Source organism: Bacillus subtilis subsp. subtilis str. 168, assembly GCF_000009045.1.
Taxonomy (GTDB): Bacteria; Bacillota; Bacilli; order Bacillales; family Bacillaceae; genus Bacillus; species Bacillus subtilis.
Window position 1 is genome coordinate 2435908 of sequence record NC_000964.3, and the last position, 19877, is coordinate 2455784.

23 protein-coding genes are annotated in these 19877 nt (G+C 44.2%); 1 reads left to right on the plus strand and 22 read right to left on the minus strand.

Annotated elements, in window-relative coordinates; translation table 11 throughout:
- The first annotated feature begins 137 nt into the window (after window positions 1-137).
- Entirely contained in the window at window positions 138-1010 is an 873-nt protein-coding gene (gene ypuA, locus BSU_23370; RefSeq protein NP_390218.1) for a hypothetical protein, read from the plus strand.
- A 29-nt stretch (window positions 1011-1039) separates the two neighbouring features.
- Here the strand turns inward: ypuA and lysA are convergent, their stop codons facing one another.
- The 22 genes from lysA to ansB form a co-directional block, all read right to left on the minus strand.
- Window positions 1040-2359: a meso-2,6-diaminopimelate decarboxylase gene (lysA, locus tag BSU_23380; RefSeq protein NP_390219.1), complete on the minus strand. Its 1320-nt coding sequence runs from the start codon at window positions 2357-2359 to the stop codon at window positions 1040-1042.
- Between the two features lie 105 nt (window positions 2360-2464).
- On the minus strand, window positions 2465-3946 hold the full coding sequence (gene spoVAF, locus BSU_23390; RefSeq protein ID NP_390220.2) for a stage V sporulation protein AF: 1482 nt from the start codon (window positions 3944-3946) through the stop codon (window positions 2465-2467).
- A complete protein-coding gene (gene spoVAEA, locus BSU_23401; RefSeq protein YP_003097758.1) occupies window positions 3897-4508 on the minus strand; it encodes a stage V sporulation germinant protein in 612 nt (203 codons plus the stop codon). The genes spoVAF and spoVAEA overlap by 50 nt, the downstream gene beginning before the upstream one ends.
- 7 nt (window positions 4509-4515) lie before the next feature.
- Window positions 4516-4866, minus strand: coding sequence for a spore germinant protein (gene spoVAEB, locus BSU_23402; RefSeq protein YP_003097759.1), 351 nt, complete (start codon window positions 4864-4866; stop codon window positions 4516-4518).
- A gap of 1 nt (window position 4867) precedes the next feature.
- Window positions 4868-5884 carry a stage V sporulation protein AD (uptake of pyridine-2,6-dicarboxylic acid) gene (spoVAD, locus tag BSU_23410; RefSeq protein NP_390222.1) on the minus strand — a complete coding sequence of 339 codons (1017 nt, stop codon included), beginning with the start codon at window positions 5882-5884 and terminating at the stop codon, window positions 4868-4870.
- A gap of 12 nt (window positions 5885-5896) precedes the next feature.
- Window positions 5897-6349, minus strand: a complete 453-nt coding sequence (gene spoVAC / locus BSU_23420; protein NP_390223.1) for a mechanosensitive channel; stage V sporulation protein AC — start codon at window positions 6347-6349, stop codon at window positions 5897-5899.
- A 12-nt stretch (window positions 6350-6361) separates the two neighbouring features.
- A complete protein-coding gene (gene spoVAB, locus BSU_23430) occupies window positions 6362-6787 on the minus strand; it encodes a stage V sporulation protein AB (RefSeq protein ID NP_390224.1) in 426 nt (141 codons plus the stop codon).
- Window positions 6777-7397, minus strand: coding sequence for a stage V sporulation protein AA (gene spoVAA / locus BSU_23440; protein NP_390225.2), 621 nt, complete (start codon window positions 7395-7397; stop codon window positions 6777-6779). The genes spoVAB and spoVAA overlap by 11 nt, the downstream gene beginning before the upstream one ends.
- A 124-nt stretch (window positions 7398-7521) precedes the next feature.
- Window positions 7522-8289, minus strand: coding sequence for an RNA polymerase sporulation-specific sigma factor (sigma-F) (gene sigF / locus BSU_23450; protein NP_390226.1), 768 nt, complete (start codon window positions 8287-8289; stop codon window positions 7522-7524).
- A gap of 11 nt (window positions 8290-8300) precedes the next feature.
- On the minus strand, window positions 8301-8741 hold the full coding sequence (gene spoIIAB / locus BSU_23460; RefSeq protein ID NP_390227.1) for an anti-sigma factor (antagonist of sigma(F)) and serine kinase: 441 nt from the start codon (window positions 8739-8741) through the stop codon (window positions 8301-8303).
- The gene (gene spoIIAA / locus BSU_23470) at window positions 8738-9091 is read right to left on the minus strand and encodes an anti-anti-sigma factor (antagonist of SpoIIAB) (protein ID NP_390228.1); all 354 of its coding nucleotides are present in this window, start codon (window positions 9089-9091) and stop codon (window positions 8738-8740) included. Before spoIIAA ends, spoIIAB begins: the two co-directional genes overlap by 4 nt.
- 95 nt (window positions 9092-9186) lie before the next feature.
- The gene (gene dacF / locus BSU_23480) at window positions 9187-10356 is read right to left on the minus strand and encodes a D-alanyl-D-alanine carboxypeptidase (penicilin binding protein) (protein NP_390229.1); all 1170 of its coding nucleotides are present in this window, start codon (window positions 10354-10356) and stop codon (window positions 9187-9189) included.
- A 154-nt stretch (window positions 10357-10510) separates the two neighbouring features.
- The gene (pupG, locus tag BSU_23490) at window positions 10511-11326 is read right to left on the minus strand and encodes a purine nucleoside phosphorylase (RefSeq protein NP_390230.1); all 816 of its coding nucleotides are present in this window, start codon (window positions 11324-11326) and stop codon (window positions 10511-10513) included.
- 12 nt (window positions 11327-11338) lie between these two features.
- Window positions 11339-12523 (minus strand): 1,5-phosphopentomutase, encoded by a 1185-nt coding sequence (gene deoB, locus BSU_23500; protein NP_390231.2) that lies wholly within the window; start codon window positions 12521-12523, stop codon window positions 11339-11341.
- 160 nt (window positions 12524-12683) lie between these two features.
- On the minus strand, window positions 12684-13574 hold the full coding sequence (ripX, locus tag BSU_23510; RefSeq protein ID NP_390232.2) for a site-specific tyrosine recombinase for chromosome partitioning: 891 nt from the start codon (window positions 13572-13574) through the stop codon (window positions 12684-12686).
- A 7-nt stretch (window positions 13575-13581) separates the two neighbouring features.
- Complete coding sequence (gene yqzK, locus BSU_23519) at window positions 13582-13809, minus strand: hypothetical protein (protein ID YP_003097760.1); 228 nt, start codon at window positions 13807-13809, stop codon at window positions 13582-13584.
- Between the two features lie 124 nt (window positions 13810-13933).
- A complete protein-coding gene (gene fur / locus BSU_23520; RefSeq protein NP_390233.2) occupies window positions 13934-14383 on the minus strand; it encodes a transcriptional regulator for iron transport and metabolism in 450 nt (149 codons plus the stop codon).
- Between the two features lie 112 nt (window positions 14384-14495).
- On the minus strand, window positions 14496-15140 hold the full coding sequence (gene spoIIM / locus BSU_23530; RefSeq protein ID NP_390234.1) for an autolysin component for dissolution of the septal cell wall (stage II sporulation): 645 nt from the start codon (window positions 15138-15140) through the stop codon (window positions 14496-14498).
- Between the two features lie 100 nt (window positions 15141-15240).
- Window positions 15241-15456, minus strand: coding sequence for a hypothetical protein (gene yqkK / locus BSU_23540; protein NP_390235.1), 216 nt, complete (start codon window positions 15454-15456; stop codon window positions 15241-15243).
- A 99-nt stretch (window positions 15457-15555) separates the two neighbouring features.
- On the minus strand, window positions 15556-16875 hold the full coding sequence (gene mleA, locus BSU_23550) for a catabolic NAD-dependent malic enzyme (conversion of malate into pyruvate) (RefSeq protein NP_390236.1): 1320 nt from the start codon (window positions 16873-16875) through the stop codon (window positions 15556-15558).
- Between the two features lie 17 nt (window positions 16876-16892).
- Entirely contained in the window at window positions 16893-18299 is a 1407-nt protein-coding gene (gene mleN, locus BSU_23560) for a malate-H+/Na+-lactate antiporter (protein ID NP_390237.1), read from the minus strand.
- Window positions 18300-18439: 140 nt separating this feature from the next.
- Window positions 18440-19867: an L-aspartase (aspartate ammonia lyase) gene (gene ansB, locus BSU_23570; RefSeq protein ID NP_390238.2), complete on the minus strand. Its 1428-nt coding sequence runs from the start codon at window positions 19865-19867 to the stop codon at window positions 18440-18442.
- Window positions 19868-19877: the final 10 nt, after the last annotated feature.

Consider the following 19877-nt stretch of genomic DNA (forward strand, 5'->3'; position numbering starts at 1 on the left):
GCTTTACTAAAAAATAAAAATGAAACCTGAATCTCTTTATCTCCGTCTAACCTAACGGAACTGTATTTTTCATGATTCAGGTCCTCACAAAGCAGCACTATCCAGCTGCTTGTGAAATTGAAGGAGGTCAAACTGCTTTGAAGAAAATTTGGATTGGAATGCTGGCAGCGGCCGTTTTGCTGCTGATGGTTCCGAAGGTCAGTCTCGCGGATGCCGCAGTTGGAGATGTCATTGTAACACTGGGTGCTGATTTGTCAGAATCTGACAAACAAAAAGTGCTTGATGAAATGAATGTCCCTGATAATGCCACAACGGTAACCGTGACCAATAAGGAAGAACATGAATATTTAGGAAAATATATATCGAACGCGCAAATCGGATCGAGAGCGATTTCTTCATCGTCAATCACCATTGCCAAAAAAGGCTCCGGATTGAATGTTGAGACCCATAATATCAGCGGCATCACAGATGAAATGTACCTGAATGCACTGATGACAGCCGGTGTTAAAGATGCGAAGGTGTATGTTACAGCACCGTTTGAAGTATCCGGGACTGCCGCTTTAACTGGATTGATTAAGGCGTATGAAGTTTCTTCTGACGAAGCGATCTCGGAGGATGTTAAGCAGGTCGCCAACCAAGAGCTTGTCACGACATCAGAGCTTGGAGACAAAATCGGTAACGAAAATGCGGCAGCCCTGATTGCAAAAATCAAAGAAGAGTTTGCTAAAAACGGGGTGCCTGATAATAAAGCTGACATCGAAAAACAAGTGGATGACGCAGCTTCTGATTTAAACGTCACACTTACAGACAGCCAAAAGAATCAGCTTGTCTCCCTATTCAATAAGATGAAAAACGCTGACATTGACTGGGGACAGGTCAGTGACCAGCTAGATAAAGCGAAAGATAAGATTACGAAATTCATAGAATCAGATGAAGGCAAAAACTTCATCCAGAAAGTCATTGATTTCTTCGTATCTATCTGGAATGCGATTGTATCTATATTCAAATAAGAAAAGCGCCGAAAAATCGGCGCTTTCTTTTATTGCTTTACACCCGTTTTAAATGGCAGATCAAGTTTTACAATATCTTCGTATGTTTCTCGCTTCACGACTAAATGAGCCTCACCGTTTTCGACAAATACAACGGCGGGTCTCGGAATACGGTTATAATTGTTGGCCATGCTGTATCCATAAGCGCCTGTACAAAAAACGGCAAGAAGATCGCCTTCTTTTACTTCCGGCAGGTCAATATCCCAAATCAGCATATCTCCGCTTTCACAGCACTTTCCGGCAATTGATACCGTTTTGTCATGCGCTTCTCCGATCCTGTTGGCTGCCGCAGCTTCATATTTAGCTTGGTAAAGCGCAGGACGAATATTGTCGTTCATGCCTCCGTCTACAGCCACATATTGGCGGACACCCGGCACTTCTTTTTGAGAGCCAACCGTATAAAGAGTTGTGCCTGCGTCTCCCACGAGAGAACGGCCCGGTTCGATCCAAATTTCCGGAATGTCAAAACCGTAACGGGAAGCATTTTCTTTCACAGCTTCGATAATTTTTTCAACGTATTCAGTGGCATGAAGCGGTTCATCATCTTCCGTATAACGAATGCCGAAACCTCCTCCAAGATTCAGCACCTTGGATACAAATGAATATGAATCTCTCCATTCGTCTAGTTTTTTGAAGATTTTTTCCGCTGCTAACACAAAACCGGCCGTATCAAAGATTTGCGAGCCGATATGGCAATGGACACCCAGCAGCTGAATGTGTTCCGATTGTAATACTTGTTCAATGGCCCGTTCAGTTTGTCCGTTATGAAGATCGAAACCAAACTTTGAATCTTCCTGGCCCGTTGTAATGTAGTCATGCGTATGCGCTTCTACTCCGGGCGTGATCCGAAGAAGAACATCGATGGAGTGACCCGTTTCTTTACATAGGTCTTCAAGAAGCGCGATTTCATAGAAATTATCCACCACAATGCAGCCGATGCGGTGCTCAAGCGCCATCCGCAGTTCTTCCCTGCTCTTATTGTTTCCATGAAAGTGGATGCGTTCTGCCGGAAAGCCTGCTGCAACAGCCGTATATAGCTCTCCTCCGGATACGACATCTAAAGAAAGTCCCTCTTCCTCAGCGAGCTGAATCATTGCGACTGATGAGAATGCTTTGCTCGCATATGCCACCTGTGCTTTCAGCCCTGCAGAAATAAACGCCTGCTTAAAGCTTTTAGCACGCTCACGTATTAAAGCCACATCATATACGTAAAGAGGTGTACCATATTTCTCCGCTAAATAGAGAGCATCCACACCTCCGATTTCTAAATGACCATGTTGATTTTGTCTGCTTGTGCCGTGTAAGAACAATGTCATTCCCTCTTTCTCCGCTTATGGATGAAAGGACAGTTTTATGGACTGTCCCTTCATAATTAAGACATACATTATCATACTCTTCAGTCAGTTTCAATGCGATTATGAATTGGTAGGCTGCCTTAAGCGATTTTTGGGGTGAACGATGCTGGGTCTTACTTTTGCGCCAGGTTTCGCTGTGCGGACAAGAACCTGCCACAGCGCCTTTCCGTTAAAGGGAATCAGCGGCCATAAGTACGGTGTCTGAAGGGATTTGATGCTTGCCATGGCAATAATTAGCACTGTAAATCCGATGACGAGCCCTTTTATATGAAATAAAGCAACGAGTATCATGAGGACAAGACGGCTCATTTTGTTTGCCAAGCTTAATTCATAACTAGGCGTCGTAAAGGTTCCAATCGCCGCAAGTGAGACGTACAGAATCACCTCAGGAGAAAAAAGGCCGACCTCAATCGCAATCTGCCCGATCAGAACAGCGGCAATTAAACCCATTGCTGTCGATAAAGCCGTCGGTGTGTGAATGGCAGCCATTCTGAGAAACTCGATTCCTAAGTCAGCTAAAAATATCTGCAGGATGATCGGGATATGCGTATCTTTATTTAAACCGATAAATTTCATGTTGTCCGGGAGCAGATCAGGCTGAAGCACAAAGAGAAACCAGATCGGAAGAAATAAAGTAGAAGCAAGAATACCGAAAAATCTTACCCATCTTAAAAAGGTCCCGACTGAAGGCGCCTGCCTATATTCTTCAGCATGCTGCACATGGTGAAATAAAGTCGTCGGGGTAATGATCACACTCGGCGATGTGTCCACTATAATGATAACATGGCCTTCTAGAACATGATTTGCGGCCACATCCGGTCTTTCTGTATAGCGCACGAGCGGAAAAGGATTATAGCTTTGATTAACAATGAATTCCTCGACAGTTTTGTCTGCCATTGTTAATCCATCGACATCAATGGATGCAATTTCTTTTTCTACGATCTCAACCAGATCCGGATCAGCTATATCTTCTATATAACAAATGCTTAAATCCGTCTTTGACCGCTCACCAACTTTAGTCATCTTGACTCGAAGGCGTTCGTCTCTGATCCGCCTTCTGAGAAGGGCCGTATTGACGACGATATTTTCAACAAATCCGTCTCTGGCTCCCCTGACCACCTTTTCCGTATCAGGTTCTTCCGGGTTTCTGCCCGGATAGCTTCTGACATCAATTATAAATGCGAAGCCTGCACCTTCAACAATGACAGCGACGAGCCCGGACAGCACTTGGTCGGTGGTTTCATCCAAGGTTTTTACTTTTTCGACCTGGGCGTTAAGCAGCCTGTTTTCGACGATGTCGACCAGCTCATCAGGGTCTTCTTTCCGATTGTTAATGGCAACAAGCTCTCTCATTAAATGAATAATATAGGCTGTATCGCATAATCCATTTAGATAGTAAAGCTGGATCTCTTTATCTAAAATCGTGAGCTTGCGAACACCTACATCATAGCTCGTCCCCATCCCAACACGGTTTTTGAAATACTCTTCATTTTTAGCTGGATTCCGATAAACCCGAATTTTCTCTTCCTTGTGGTCCGGCATGATACCCGCTCCTTTCTAAAATAAACTCGACCGCTTTCATGGTGATTGGCGACCCTTTTGAGATATCGTCTTTTCTGCCCATTTTGCCGATATCCCCGATACCGACAATAAGCGGGAGATCAAGTTTATCAAGGCAATAGACTGTATCTCCACTCATTCTGTGGTCATCAAATTCCCTTTCCCCGACTTTATCGACGCCGTATTCAGTTATTTCTCCATTGCGGTCAATGCTTACATCGACCCTGGTCCATTCAGCCTGATGTGTTTTTGACGCGACCGCAATCACACCGAGCACTTCAATAGACGGATGGGTTGCGACATAGGTTAGAGCGGCTTCTCCCGGGCCCTCTCCTTGAAGGCCGGAGTCGTCAAACATGACAAATACAGGATCATACGGTGCTGAGGCGATCAGCTTGACAAGCTCGGCGCCGCTGCGGGTGGAAGGATTCCCTTTTGATTGTGAAATACATCGGCCTCCCACTTTGCTTGCGGCGTATTCAATTGTTTTAGCGGCATAAACATCCCCGTCTGTTACCAGTATGACCTTGCGTTTTGTCGTCATGTCGGCATTATCCTTTCGGTTTGAAAATAACAGCTACGATAAAGGCGAAAAGAATAGCGGCTGAGATACCGGCCGAGGTCAGCTCAAAAATCCCCATGCCGATTCCGATAAATCCGTGTATATGCGCCTGATGCATGGCGCCGTGCAGAAGACTGTGACCGAAGCTGACGATCGGAACGGTGGCGCCTCCTCCGGCAAATTCAATAAATTTATCGTAAATGCCGAAACCATCTAATATTGCACCGATTACAACAAATGATGTCATGACATGAGCTGGCGTCAATTTAAAAATATCCAAGAGCAGCTGGCCGACGATACAGATGGCCCCGCCGCAGACAAAAGCCAAAAGGTAGTCCATATTAAGATGCACCTCCTGCACGCTCAAATACAACCCCGTGGGCGATAGTCGGGATGGTTTCTTTTTGCTGGATCATCGTCGGGCTTAATAGCGCCCCGGTCGCCACGACAAATACACGGTTTAGTTTTCCTTCTCTCAGCTGCTTAAAAATATGAGAGTAGGTGACAACCGCTGAACAAGCACAGCCGCTCCCCCCGGCAAAGACCTGCTGATCCGGAGTGTAAATCAGAAGCCCGCAATCATCATGCTTTGTGCCGACTGGATATCCATCTTCTTTTAAAATGTCTTTTACGATTGGAGAACCGACGCCTGACAGGTCACCTGTCAGGATTAGATCATAGTCATCCGCTGTCCGGTTGAGATCTTTAAAGTGCTGCTTAATCGTATCAGCTGCAGCCGGAGCCATAGCCGATCCCATATCAAAAGGATCTGTAATTCCTAAATCAGAAACCTTCCCGACAGTCGCACTTGTGATTTGGATATCACCCGGTGTCTGACTGATGACAACTGCACCGCTTCCGGTTACAGTGGAGGTAGCAGTGTCCGGTTTTTGGCCTCCGTATTCTGTCGGATAGCGAAACTGTCTTTCCGCAGTTGCATTGTGACTGCTGGTGGCAGCGAGTGCCCTTTTGGCAAACCCTCCATCAACTAAGGCTGATGCGACAGCCACTGTTTCCATTGATGTTGAACAGGCGCCAAACATACAAAGAAATGGGATTTTCAAGTGTCTTGCCACATAGTTAGCCGTCACGTTTTGGTTCAGCAAGTCGCCTGCCAGCAATAGGTCAATATCATCTTTTGTCAGATTGTTTTTTTGAAGTGCAACATTAACAGCGTCTTCCATCAGCTGCCGTTCCGCCATTTCCCAGCTTTTTTGATTACAATGCATTTCGTCATAGGTTTTATCAAATAAAGAGCCAAGCGGTCCGTCTTTTTCCTTTGGTCCTGCTGCCGTTCCCGCTGAGTTGACAAATATGGGATGTTCAAATACCCAGGTTTGCTTTCCTGTTAATTTCATTTTCTTCTCCTCCTATGACATCAGTTTCTCAAAAGCAAACCGAATCATTCCAACGATGTATGCAGCTACAACTCCGAAAACAATAACATTTCCTGCCAGTTTAAACATATTTGTCGCTACTCCAAGCACTAATCCTTCGCTTTTATATTCAAGAGCCGCACTTGCCATACTGTTGGCAAAACCCGTGACAGGTACGGCTGAACCTGCGCCTGCGAATTGTCCGATTCTGTCATAGATTCCAAACCCTGTAAGCAGGGCAGAAATTAATATCAGCGTTGCAGCTGTTGGATTCCCCGCAGTTTTTTCATTGAAATCAAAAAAATGGATATAAAAATTTTGCAGACCTTGCCCGATTGCACAAATCAGTCCGCCCACTAAAAAGGCTTTTACACAGTTCCAGACGTAAGGCGGCTTAGGCTGATATGTTTTCACTTTTGATTTGTAATTTTCTTTTATGTTTGTCATCTTGAAACCTCCTTATGAATGGTCAATAAAGTACAGCCAGTGAAATAAAGATCCCGCGATTTTCCCAATCACGATGGCCATTAACAGAATAATGATTTTACTTCTGAGCCCGATTCGTTTCGCCAAAATCGGCAGGACATTTAAAACCTCTGTAAGAGCAGCCGCTAGCATCCCGACGAACAAACCTGCCAGAAGCCCGACCGGCACAGCTATCCATTTTGTTAGATAAAGATGATTCATATGAAGCGTCTCCCATCCCCCGCAAACCGCGCCAAGAATAACAGCCGCTTCATAAGCCTGAACAAATCTCATTGTTTTGGTGAGCTGCATCAGCCGCGGAATGATTCCCATTACGGTTAAAAAAGCAACGAAACCCGCCCCCACCGTTATGCCTCCGCCGAGCCCGACAAAAATGATGAACAATACACTAACGATCATGCAGATCCTTTATGGTTTCTTGATTCTCATGCATGGCCACATATTGATCGAGATCAAGCTGATAGTTAAACATCTCAACCTCCAGCGGGCTGGGCTCTTCATTTAGGCGCTTTTTAAATATGTGGTTAAAAAACACGATCATCCCCAGTCCCAAACCGATGCTGTATGGGATTTGAAGCAAATATGGATAGTCATTCCTCTCTCCGGTTATGATTTCATATAGTGCGATATGAACATCTCTCATGCTTACATCCTCATGAAAGTTCATGATGGCAAGACACGATCCAATAAACAGAAGCAGCCAGACACCGATAAATAGAACCGTTGATAAATTTCGCTTTCGATACTGAATTTCAACAATGGTTTCTGCTCCGCCTACGGTTTGAACATCAATTGTCGGGTCTTGTAAATGAATGGCTCTGAGGACTTGTATGATATCCAGAATTACGATATTTTTATCTTTTTCGCTCACCTGATAAAGCGGCATAGCCGAAAGTTTCTTTTTCAGCTGAAGCTGCCCTTCTATTTGCGCGGCATCTCCAACGGTAATAATATCCCCTGGATGTGCCAGCACTCGGTGGCGAAGCCGGATAAATATTCGTCGTTCCATCATTGATCACCATCTTTCGGTGGTTATATATGTAGTATGTGGTTCGATTTTGTTCTCATTCATCCGCTCGAAAAGACCATAAATTACCACGCTTTTGCACAAAAAAGCTAGCCTGCACTGCAGACTAGCCATCCGTATGATCCATTTGAACCTTGATCTGTTTTAATATTTTCTTTTCAAGCCTGGAAACCTGCACCTGAGAGATCCCGAGCCGCTCAGCCACCTCGGACTGTGTCTGGTCTTTATAATATCTGAGATAGACGATTAGTTTTTCCCTTTCCTCCAAATCGCTGATCGCTTCTTTCAGCGCAATTTTGTCAAACCATTTTTCTTCTGAGTTGTCAGCGATTTGATCAAGCAGGGTAATCGGATCTCCGTCATTTTCATAAACGGTTTCGTGAATCGAAGATGGAGCCCTTACCGCCTCTTGGGCCAGTACAACATCCTCAGCTTCAATCTCCAAATGGTCAGCGATCTCCTGCACCGTCGGCACTCTGCCCAGTGTTTTCGAAAGCTCATCCTTCGCGCGCCGGATTTTGTTTCCAAGCTCTTTTAATGACCGTGATACCTTTACGGTTCCGTCATCACGGATAAATCGTTGGATTTCTCCGATAATCATCGGCACTGCATACGTTGAAAAACGCACATCATAGGTTAAATCAAATTTGTCAACAGATTTTAACAGCCCGATGCAGCCGATCTGGAAGAGATCGTCAGGCTCATATCCTCTGTTTAAAAACCGCTGTACGACAGACCAAACAAGACGCATGTTTTTTTCTATGAGGAGGTCTCTTGCCTGCTGGTCGCCATTTTGGCTTTGTTTGATTAATTCCTTTACTTCATGATCCTTCAGCTGAGCGTTTTTGCCGTTTTTCTTAACCTCCACATCCATAACAAATCTCCTTAATTACAAAGCGCTTTGCTTTTTGATAAGTGCTTTGTTAAGCGAATCGTTGTTCCCATTTCAGGCGATGAATCGATACTGACATCATCCATGAAATTTTCCATAATGGTAAAGCCCATTCCAGAGCGCTCAAGCTCAGGCTTAGTCGTAAATAGAGGCTGACGGGCTTCTTCAAGATCTGTAATGCCTAAGCCTTCATCACGAATAGTCATATATACGACATGATCTTCCAGCGTCACTGAAATGTAAACTTTCCCTTCACAGTTCTCTTCATATCCATGGATAATCGCATTCGTGACAGCCTCTGACACGACTGTTTTGATTTCAGTCAGTTCATCCATTGTCGGGTCCAGCTGAGCTATAAATGAAGCAACTGTCACACGGGCGAACGATTCATTCTGACTGAGGGCAGAAAACTCAAGGTGCATTTCATTTTTCATGATGCCACCCCCAGTGTCAGGAGTGCCTGCTGTTCAGATTGTTCAAATCGGATAATTTTAAACAGACCCGACATATCAAACAATCGCTTCACCGCAGGAGAGATAGCGCAAACAACCATTTCTCCGCCAATTTGCTTAATTTGCTTGTATCTTCCTAAAATAACGCCAAGCCCCGAGCTGTCCATAAAGGAAAGGTCCTCCAAGTTCAGCACGATATGGCGAATATCATCCTTCTCCAATGATTGAGTCACTTTTTGCTTCAGGGTTTCAGCCGTATGGTGATCGAGTTCGCCTGTTAATCGAATACAAAGCACAGATTCTTTGACATTCATGTCAATTCCAAGGCTCATGCTCATTCCTCCTTGATATGATCGGATAATGAGTGTTTCGATTTCGACGGAATGAATTCCTTCACCGTGACAAAACTAGTGGTCATTCGGCATAATTACTTAAATTTTGTCCAGTCTCCCATCGTCCGCTTTAAGAATGTGATAAACCCGGCTTTCTTCATATCTTCTTTTGCAGCAACAGGACTTTCAGCGAGTACTTCTCCATCCTTTTTCAGAACAAGAGTGCCAAGCTCTTGGCCTTTTTGAATCGGAGCACTAATATTGTCCTTCATCTTGATTTCTTTTTTCACATCGTTCATATCCTCGCCTTTTTTCGTCAATATTGAAATCGGCTCAGATGTAGTGAGTTCGATAAATTTTTGTTTCCCTTTTTTGACCTTTACTTTTGCTACTGTTTGATTTCGTTTATATAAAGGATGCGTTTCATATTGGCTAAAGGCGAAGTCAAGCATTTTTGTCACTTGCGCGTTTCTTTCTTTAGGCGTGCTCGCTCCGAATACAACCGCTATGGCCCGCATGTTTCCTTTTTTAGCCGAAGCAGTCAGACAATATTTCGCTTCGCCTGTATAGCCTGTTTTTACGCCGTCTACACCAGGATAAAATTTGATAAGGCGATTTGTATTTACAAGCCAAAACTTTTTATCTGTATTTTCACGCAGATAATCTTCATACGTGCCGGTAAACTTCGTAATTGATTCGTATTTCAATAATTCCTTAGCCATGATTGCCATGTCATAAGCAGAGCTGTAGTGTCCTTCCTCGGTCAGTCCTGTTGGGTTTTTAAAGGATGTATTTTTCAATCCCAGCTCTTTTGCTTTTTTATTCATTTTCTTCACAAATTCTTCTTCAGAGCCGGAAATAAATTCAGCCATGGCGACGGAAGCGTCATTTCCCGAAGCGATTGCGATGCCTTTCAGCATTTCTTTGACAGTCATTTCTTCGCCGGGCTCAAGGAATATCTGTGAGCCGCCCATTGACGCCGCATGCTCGCTTGTACGGACCTTATCACTCATTTTGATTTTGCCTTTATCTAAAGCTTCCATAATCAAAAGCATCGTCATAATTTTCGTCATGCTTGCAGGCGCCAGTCTCTCATTGCTGTTCTTGTTGTAAAGCACTTTTCCCGTGTCACGTTCTATCAGCACCGCAGACTTCGCTTCATGAGCAAGCTCCGATGTACGTTTTCCGTCTTGTTTTGCAAATGCAGACGGTGCAAATGTAAGCAGCATTATACCAATCAACAAAGTGGATAAAAGACGTTTCATCTCAAAAGCCCTCCATTTCATAATCCTTTTTATTTTTTCCAAGCGTGATGGTTTTATACGCCACTGATGGAAAATGTTTCGAATTTTGGGCATAAAAAAAGACAGCTGTGTGATATCAGACACAGCTGTCTTTTGGTCCTGCATTGATTCATATTTATTCGTACTGAGCGACGATCGCTTTAACAAGCTTTAAGAATCCAGCTTTTACTTTTTCGGTCACTTCCATAACTTCATCGTGACTTAAAGGCTGATCCAGAATTCCGGCTGCCGCGTTAGAGATGCAGGAAATGCCAAGAACCCGCATTCCCGCATGATTCGCTACAATGACTTCCGGAACAGTAGACATGCCGACTGCATCAGAGCCCATCGTTCTTAAGAAACGGACTTCTGCCGGTGTTTCGTAAGAAGGTCCTGTCACAGCAGTGTACACGCCTTTTTGAATTGGGATATTAAGGTCTTTCGCAATCTTTTCAGCCAGGCTGGACAGATCTTTGTCATAGGCTGAAGACATATCTGGAAATCTGGCGCCGAAATCTGCTTCGTTTGGCCCGATTAACGGGTTTGTTCCCATAAAGTTGATATGATCGGTAATAATCATTAAATCTCCCGCACGGAATTCAGTGTTGACACCGCCTGCGGCATTTGTCACGATCAACGCTTCCACACCGAGCGCTTTCATCACGCGTACAGGGAATGTGACTTTCTCCATTGAGTAGCCTTCATAAAAATGAAAGCGGCCCTGCATTGCAATGACGGAAACTCCTTCAAGAGTGCCAAGCACAAGCTGTCCGGCATGCCCTTCAACAGTAGATACCGGGAATTCAGGTATATCTTCATATTTCAGCTTGACCGGATTTTCGATTTCGTCCGCCAAAATGCCAAGACCTGAGCCTAAAATAAGGCCGATCTTTGGAGATTCCGGCAGGTTTTGTTTAATAAAAGCGGCTGCGCGTTCAATTCTGTCCTTCAAGAAACAGTCCCCCTATTGTAATAAAGATAAAAAGCTTTTCCCGTATTTCGGTTTATTTGTTTGGAAATTATCAGCGATCGTTGCGCCAATATCGGCAAATGTATCTGCAAGCGGCAGCATTTGCGCTTTCTTATGTTTTTTGCTGTAAGCGAGAATCGGCACATACTCGCGTGTATGGTCAGTCCCATGATGAATCGGATCATTGCCGTGGTCGGCTGTAATAATTAACAGATCGTCTTCTCTCATTTTTTCAAACACTTCCGGAAGCCGCGCATCAAATTCTTCAAGCGCGCGTCCGTAGCCTTCAGGGTCACGGCGGTGTCCGAATAACGCGTCAAAATCAACAAGGTTCGCAAAGCTCAGACCCGTAAAATCTTCTCCCAGCGTATCGATCACCTTGTCCATTCCGTCCATATTAGAAACCGTTCTGCGTGAAGAAGTAATGCCTTCTCCGTCGTAAATATCAGAGATTTTACCGATTGAAATCACATCTAAGCCGCAGTCTTTCAATTCATTCATGACAGTGCGGTCAAACGGCTTCAGCGCATAATCATGGCGGTTTGGCGTCCGTTTGAATTGACCCGGCTCTCCGACGAACGGCCGTGCAATAATGCGGCCAACCATATATTTCGGATCAAGCGTCAGCTCTCTCGCCGTTTCGCAAATGCGATACAGCTCCTCAAGCGGCACAACCTCTTCGTGAGCGGCAATTTGCAGAACAGAGTCAGCAGACGTGTAAACAATTAAAGCCCCTGTCTCCATGTGCTCCTGGCCAAGCTCATCCAAAATCGCTGTGCCGGAAGCCGGCTTGTTTCCAATAATTTTGCGGCCAGATCTCTTTTCCAGCTCTTGAAGCAATTCATCAGGAAAGCCTTCCGGGAACACTTTAAACGGTTTATCAATGTATAAACCCATAATCTCCCAATGGCCGGTCATCGTATCTTTGCCGTTTGACGCTTCTTGCATTTTTCCATAATAGGCAAGCGGATGTTCTGTTTTTTCTACACCTTTGATATCTTCGATAAGACCAAGGCCGAGCTTTGCCATATTCGGCATATGTAATCCGTTCATATGCTCGGCAATATGACCGAGCGTATGAGCGCCTTCGTCATTAAAGTCAGCGGCATCCGGCGCTTCGCCGATTCCGACTGAGTCCATCACAATTAAAAACACACGATTATATTTGTATGCAGGCATCTTGAAAGCCTCCTTTTTTTCTATACGTCTATTGTATCGCTAAGAGGTCTGACAACTCAAGTATAAACCGTTTTCATTCCCGTTGACAATGTATTTGGAAATAATGAGAAACTTCAATATTTTCTGTCGCTCTAAACAAAAAAGCCGCAGCCACCTGCGGCTATGCTCGCGGATGAAACTGCTTGTACACATCCTTCAGCCTTGTTTTCGTCACATGCGTATAAATTTGCGTCGTGGATATATCCGCATGACCGAGCATTTCCTGCACCGCTCTTAAATCTGCCCCGTTCTCAAGCAGATGCGTCGCAAAGGAATGCCTGAGTGTATGCGGAGTCAGCTCTTTCTTAATGCCGGCTTCCAATGCGATTTTTTTCAGGTTCTTCCAAAATCCCTGGCGGCTGATCTGTTTGCCGTGATGATTTAAAAAGAGGGCGTCAGATACATTATTTTTTAACAGTTTTCCCCTGGCTTTTGTCATATATTCCTCAATGGCGGAAGCAGCGGCTTCACCGATTGGCACAATCCGTTCTTTTCTTCCTTTGCCGAAGCATCGGATAAACCCCATAGATAAATGAACATCAGCCGTTTTCAATTCAATCATTTCACTGACTCGTATGCCTGTCGCATAAAGCAGCTCCAGCATTGCTTTATCCCGATATCCGAAAGGGCTCGTCAGCTTAGGCGTGTCCAATAACCGCTCGACTTCATTGAGCGCGAGCACCTTCGGAAGCGCCCGTTCCGTCTTTTGTGTTTCGATATGAACGGAAGGGTCCTTATCCGTTACTTTTTCCCTGAGCAGAAATTGATGAAAAGAGCGAATGGATGCCAAATGCCGCGCCGATGTCTTGCCGGATTTCCCCGAGTCCTTCAAATGCTTTAAGTATTGGATAATATGTATGCGGGTAACGTGATTCCAATCTGTAACATGAAGGGTTTCTGTTAAGTAGAGAGAATAGCTTTTCAAGTCACGTTCATAGGATACGATCGTATTTTGAGAGAGCCCTCTCTCTACCATAACGTAGTGGATGAAATCCTTTATTTGATCTTTCACTCTTGATCTACTCCCCGTTTTGGTAAAAAAAGATCAACCGGTCGAACCATCCGCCTTTTTCATCCTGATCCATTTCAACAACTTTTACAGCGGAGCCTTCCGGTTTATCATACCGATGATAGTTTTCATACTCTTGATTCACCCATATCATAGCATAATAGAACAAAGCGGTAAAACCGGTAAACAGGATGAAAACTTTCAATGCATCGACAGCTGTTTTCAGGAATCTTCCCATGTCCTAATCGATCCTTTCCCTATGGTTCCAGTTATATAAACCATATGCCAAATCAGAAAGGTTTTATACATAGAAACAGCAAAAAACCCTTTCCCCATGAGAAAAGGTTCGCGCTCGGCACCGTCTATTCAGTTTCTTTTCCGTTACAGCGGTGGCAAATGCCGTGAAACGTCAATCTATGATCTTTAATCTTAAATTTCCAATCACGTTCAATGATTTCTTCCACGTCTTCAAGCAAATCTTCTTCAATTTCATCAACGGCTCCGCACTCCATGCACACCAAGTGGTGATGAAAGTGAGCTGCGCCCTCTTTCCGAAGGTCGTAACGGGACACACCGTCTCCAAAGTTAATTTTATCTACGACTTTTAATTCAGTTAATAATTCAAGCGTACGGTATACTGTAGCGAGACCGATCTCAGGAGATTTCTCTTTTACGAGGAGGTATACATCTTCTGCGCTTAAATGGTCTTCTTCGTTTTCAAGCAGCACTCTTACTGTCGCTTCACGCTGTGGCGTAAGTTTATAGCTGGATGAGTGCAGTTGTTTCTTAATACGATCAATACGGTTTTCCATGTCTTTCCCTCCTACGCCGCATTCCATGACTCATTATAACAAAATACGCGCAGAGTTCCAACTATAATTATTATAAACTGATAAATAAAATGGTTTTCTTTTAATAATGATTTTAAAAAAGTCTAGATGTAAGCTTTTCCATTAAAACAGGAGATAAGTATGCTTCAAAGAGAGATGAAATCAGCGCTAAAAACAGAATGACCAGCAGCACAAAGGCATACCGCCCGAACCATTGAATCGGCGCGTCATGCAGGCTTCGTTTCACGAACAGCTGTCTGATTAACTTTAAAGAAAACGCAATTGCACATGTGCCCATAATGAGATAAGCCGGAATCAGCAGCACATTTTGCGGCAAAACGGAGACAAATGATAGGAAAAACCCGCTTACTCCCATCTGATTGACTAGGAACCCGACAGTAAAGCCGACGACGATCCCTTTCAGAAAGATCATAATGAAAATAATCGGCATCCCAATGACGGAAATTCCCAGTATCCACATCAGGCCTAAATACTTTGCATTATGAAAGATACTTTGCCCAAACATATCAGCTGAACTTGCCTGTTTTCCATCCGAAAGCTGTCCAAAAAATTGACTTAAGTAGTAGTATAAATCTTCTTTCTGGCTGATGGTCATACTGTTGACAATAATCGCGCCAAAGATGACACCCATGAAAAACAGCACTGACACAAATATATAAAGAGAGAGATGATCTTTGACATGCCTGAGAAACATGTCCTTATAAGAGATTTTTCGCATACCGTTTCCTCCCGCCCGCTCTAGTGATTTGATTTAATAGATTGTATGAAAGAAACAGAAAAACATGCCCTTTTTCAAAAAGAAACAATAGAGATGAATGCTAGGCGGCTTTTTGGGGCACAAAAAAATCCTTATCATCAACTGCTGTATGATCATAAGGATTCTTATGCTTCCGTTTATTCAAAATCTCTTTTTTGCTTTTTGTCATTCTTCCATGTGTGCTGAAAGATGGTGTGCTGCCTCTTGATAATAAGACGTCACGTCCGCCGTTTCTCAATCGATGCCCCCGCTTCTTTTTCGCTTGGCTTTTTGCCATGTGATCACTCCCTTTTTTATTTTCATAGTAATGATAACAAAATTGAACAATGATAAGAAAAAAACAGCACCTGCTACGACAGGTGCTGTTTAGCTACATTTATTTCACTGCTGTAAGAGCTGCATGCTCGACAGCTGCTGCTACCGCATGATGGACTTTTGAATCAAGCGGCTGAGGGACAACATCACCTTGTTTAGTGCAAGCTGCGATGGCCTCTGCTGCTGCGACAAGCATATCATGATTAATCTCCGTGCTTTTTGCGTTAAGCGCTCCTCTAAAAATCCCTGGAAAACCGAGTACATTATTAACAGAACGCCCGTCAGCTGCATATGCGGCGCCAGCCTGCAGTGCGGCCTCCGGCTCAATTTCCGGCTTCGGATTCGATAAAGCCAGAATCACTTGACCAGAACGTACAAATGCCGGTTTTATTAAACCCGGAACGCCCGTTGTAGCAATGACAATATCACATGTTTCCATAAGCTCCTCAATACTGGAAACTGCCTGTCCGCCGTATTGTTCGAGACGGTTCATTGCTGACTCTGATTTGTCTGTTCCGTATACAGCATTCACACCATAAGCCATGAACATCCGGCAGATGGCCACGCCTGCTGCGCCAAGGCCGATTTGCCCCACTTTCGCTTCCTTCAGGTCAACCCCCGCACTCCTGCATGCCGAAATGGCAGCTGCCAGCGTCACTACAGCTGTACCATGCTGGTCATCGTGCATAACAGGGATGTTCAGCTCCTCTTTTAGGCGATCCTCGATTTCAAAACAATGCGGCGAACCGATATCCTCAAGAAGGATGCCGCTAAAGCCCGGAGAAATATGTTTTACTGTTTTGATGATTTCTTCAGGATCACTCGTATCAAGCAGTATCGGAATGCCGCTAATACCCGCCAGCTGATCAAATAAAGCAGCCTTTCCTTCCATGACAGGCATGCCAGCCACAGAGCCGATATTCCCAAGGCCTAAAATTGCGGTTCCATCCGTTACAATTGCAACAGAATTGCTGATCGTTGTATAAATAGAAGCTTTTTCAGGTTCTTTTTCGATCAGTCGGCACACGTCCGCAACACCTGGTGTGTAGACACGTCCCAGCTCTGCCAGTGAACGGATCGGCATTTTGCTTTTCATTTGGATTTTTCCGCCTTCATGTGCGGACAGGACTTCATCAGATACGGTGTGAAGCCTGATCCCTTCTCCGAGGGCCTGTACAGCCGCGATCACTTCCTGAAGCTGTTCTTCATTCTCCACTTGAACGGTAATATTCCGCATTGTGTAATTGGGTCCGACTTTTACCGTCTCCACTTCACCAATATCCCCGCCCAGAAGGCCGATGGCCGTAGCCACCCTTCCAAGATTTCCGGGAACCGAAGGCGTTTCGATCATCAGTGTCCGAATCATGTGTTTCGCTATCATTCAGTGATCCTCCCCTATTAGCCTAGTTTTTCGGCTTTAACTGTATTGTTTTTCGTATACCATATAAATTTTCCTGTATAACCATAGATAATTGCAAGACCTATTGCTACAAAACTGAGCCACATAAACGGCAGATAAGAGAAGGTAGAAACACCTAAAATACCAGCCATGTAAATCCCATTATCAGACCAAGGAACCATCCCCGAAGTCAATGTTCCCCCGACCTCTGAGTTACGTGATAACACTCTTCTGTCCAGATGTAAGCGATCATAGCTGTCTTCCATAATTTTCGGAGTCAAAATAAGAGATACATACATCGCACAGCCGAAGATGTTTGCTAAAAACGCTACGATCAGTGTAGACAATGTGACATTGCCGGCTGAAGTTAATTTCTTTTCAAACGTTGAAACAATGACTTTTAACACGCCGAGTTTCTCAAGCAGACCGCCAAAACCAAGGCCAAAGATGATGACGACGAGAGAATCAAGCATACCGACAATTCCACCGCGGTTTAACAAGCCGTTCAAAAATTCAACATCCGTTTTAATAGAGAAGCCGTTGTACGCAGTTGCAATCGCATGGGCAATATCCATTCCTTGGAAAACAACAGCCCAGATTGCACCGAGTAAAGCGCCAATTACGATAACTGGCATAGATGGCTTTTTCATCGCCAATAAGACTATGACGAGAACTGCCGGGATCAGCATCCAAATATGAATGTCAAACGTGTTTTGCAAAGATGATTTTAAGAATTCAACTTTATCAAGATCAATATTTTTCCCGCCGTACATAAATCCAACAACTGTAAAGAGTATAGCTGTAATGACATAAGCAGGTATTGATAAATAAAGCATTGCTCTCACGTGAGCCAATACATCGACTTTTGATAGTGAAGAAGCTAGAACTGTACTGTCAGACAGCGGAGACAGCTTGTCCCCAAAATAAGCACCTGAAAGAATAGCTCCCGCTACTAGAGGAAGCGGAATGCCTAACCCCTCTCCAATTGCGATCATGGCAATGCCGGCAGTTCCGACTGTTCCCCATGACGTTCCTGTTGCCACAGACATAATGGAACAAATAATTAACGTTGCCAGTAAAAAGATACTTGGGTGAATAAATTCCAGTCCGTAATAAATCAAAGTCGGCACAACGCCTCCGGCAATCCATGTTCCGATGAGCGCCCCAACTGAAACGAGAATCAGTACGGCTTCAAGGCCATTTGATATCCCATGTACAATCGCATTTTGTAAATCTTTATAAGAATAACCGAGTCTAATACCTAAAAGCATTGCAATAAACCATGAAACAAAAAGCGCCAGCTGTATCGGCAAGTCGAGAAAGACTGTAAACGATAGAACAAGTGCTAAAAATACTCCTAGTACAATAATAATTTCAAATAGTGTTGGCAATCTTACATCCTTCAAAAGAAGTCCCCCTTCATGTAAAAGCTAAAACGCTTTCAATATATAGTGCAACACGTATACTATACTTCCTCATCCCTATGTTGTAAACAGCTTATTCATCCGACTATTCGGAGATGAATAAGCTGTATTTTATACAAATTTTATTTTTCTAATAGTTCTTTCCCTGCGATACCTGGTTTGGTCATCTCATATGGGTTTAAAATAATATCCAATTCTTCTTCAGTCAGCACATCATGCTGCAGACAAAGATCCCGGACAGATTGCCCTGTCATAATTGCTTCCCTGGCAATTCTAGCTGCCGCTTCATACCCAAGATGCGGATTGACAGCTGTGATCACGCCTGCGCTTTTTTCTACGTATTGCTTCATACGCTTTTCGTTGGCTTCAATGCCTTTTAAGCAGTTGTCAGTGAACGAACGGAAGCCGTTGTTCATGATGCTGATGGATTGAAGCAAATTAAAGACAAGCACGGGCTCCATGACGTTCAACTCAAGCTGGCCGGCTTCTGAAGCAAGGCAGATTGTATTGTCATTTCCGATAACCTGGAACGCAATTTGGTTGATCAGCTCCGCCATAACCGGATTGACTTTCCCCGGCATAATAGATGAACCCGGCTGACGTGCAGGCAGAGAAATTTCCGCAAGTCCGGCGCGCGGTCCCGACGCCATTAAGCGCAGGTCGTTTGCGATCTTCGACATGTTCATCATGCAGACTTTTAATGAAGCTGATACCTCTGTATAGGCATCTGTATTTTGTGTCGCATCAACAAGATGATCAGCGCCGACAAGAGGAAGCCCGCTAATATCAGCAAGGTGCTTTACTACCTGTTTGATATATTCAGGATCAGCGTTCAGCCCTGTACCAACAGCAGTTGCGCCCATGTTGACTTCATACAGGTGCTGGCGCGATTGCTTGATTCGTTTGATATCACGCTCGAGAACACGGCTGTAAGCTTCGAATTCCTGGCCAAGACGGATCGGAACCGCATCTTGAAGGTGTGTCCGGCCCATTTTAATAACAGAGTCAAACTCCTGTGCTTTTTGCTTAAACACACTATGCATATCTTCCATTGTTTTCAGCAGTTTTTCTAAGAGCTTCAATGTGGAAATATGGATAGCAGTCGGGAACACATCGTTCGTAGACTGTGACATGTTCACATGTGTGTTTGGACTTAAATGGATATAATCTCCCTTTTTATGTCCCATGATTTCAAGCGCCCGGTTTCCGATAACCTCATTCGCGTTCATGTTCATAGAAGTTCCGGCACCGCCCTGAATCGGATCGACGATAAACTGATCGTGCCACTTGCCTTCCAGAATCTCGTCAGCGGCTTGTACGATAGCTTGGCCAATTCCTTCATACAGCCGTTTCACGTCCATGTTGGCAAGAGCCGCAGCTTTTTTCACAATCGCCAGTGCGTTAATCATTTCCTCATGGATTTTGTATCCTGTGATCGGAAAATTTTCAGAAGCACGGAGCGTCTGAATTCCGTAATAAACATCTGCTTCAATTTGTTTTTCCCCAAGGAAGTCTTTTTCCACGCGATATTCTTTTTGGCCGTTTAACATAATCTTTAAC

Excerpts from the sequence above, each read along its gene's own strand:
- spoVAF (NP_390220.2), bottom strand. The coding sequence starts at position 3,946 with ATGCCGGACCACAAGGAAGAGAAAATTCGGGTTTATCGGAATCCAGCT.
- spoVAEA (YP_003097758.1), bottom strand. The coding sequence starts at position 4,508 with ATGACGACAAAACGCAAGGTCATACTGGTAACAGACGGGGATGTTTAT.
- spoVAEB (YP_003097759.1), bottom strand. The coding sequence starts at position 4,866 with ATGGACTACCTTTTGGCTTTTGTCTGCGGCGGGGCCATCTGTATCGTC.
- spoVAD (NP_390222.1), bottom strand. The coding sequence starts at position 5,884 with ATGAAATTAACAGGAAAGCAAACCTGGGTATTTGAACATCCCATATTT.
- spoVAC (NP_390223.1), bottom strand. The coding sequence starts at position 6,349 with ATGACAAACATAAAAGAAAATTACAAATCAAAAGTGAAAACATATCAG.
- spoVAB (NP_390224.1), bottom strand. The coding sequence starts at position 6,787 with ATGATCGTTAGTGTATTGTTCATCATTTTTGTCGGGCTCGGCGGAGGC.
- spoVAA (NP_390225.2), bottom strand. The coding sequence starts at position 7,397 with ATGGAACGACGAATATTTATCCGGCTTCGCCACCGAGTGCTGGCACAT.
- sigF (NP_390226.1), bottom strand. The coding sequence starts at position 8,289 with ATGGATGTGGAGGTTAAGAAAAACGGCAAAAACGCTCAGCTGAAGGAT.
- spoIIAB (NP_390227.1), bottom strand. The coding sequence starts at position 8,741 with ATGAAAAATGAAATGCACCTTGAGTTTTCTGCCCTCAGTCAGAATGAA.
- spoIIAA (NP_390228.1), bottom strand. The coding sequence starts at position 9,091 with ATGAGCCTTGGAATTGACATGAATGTCAAAGAATCTGTGCTTTGTATT.
- dacF (NP_390229.1), bottom strand. The coding sequence starts at position 10,356 with ATGAAACGTCTTTTATCCACTTTGTTGATTGGTATAATGCTGCTTACA.
- deoB (NP_390231.2), bottom strand. The coding sequence starts at position 12,523 with ATGCCTGCATACAAATATAATCGTGTGTTTTTAATTGTGATGGACTCA.
- yqzK (YP_003097760.1), bottom strand. The coding sequence starts at position 13,809 with ATGGGAAGATTCCTGAAAACAGCTGTCGATGCATTGAAAGTTTTCATC.
- fur (NP_390233.2), bottom strand. The coding sequence starts at position 14,383 with ATGGAAAACCGTATTGATCGTATTAAGAAACAACTGCACTCATCCAGC.
- spoIIM (NP_390234.1), bottom strand. The coding sequence starts at position 15,140 with ATGCGAAAAATCTCTTATAAGGACATGTTTCTCAGGCATGTCAAAGAT.
- yqkK (NP_390235.1), bottom strand. The coding sequence starts at position 15,456 with ATGGCAAAAAGCCAAGCGAAAAAGAAGCGGGGGCATCGATTGAGAAAC.
- mleA (NP_390236.1), bottom strand. The coding sequence starts at position 16,875 with ATGATAGCGAAACACATGATTCGGACACTGATGATCGAAACGCCTTCG.
- ansB (NP_390238.2), bottom strand. The coding sequence starts at position 19,867 with ATGTTAAACGGCCAAAAAGAATATCGCGTGGAAAAAGACTTCCTTGGG.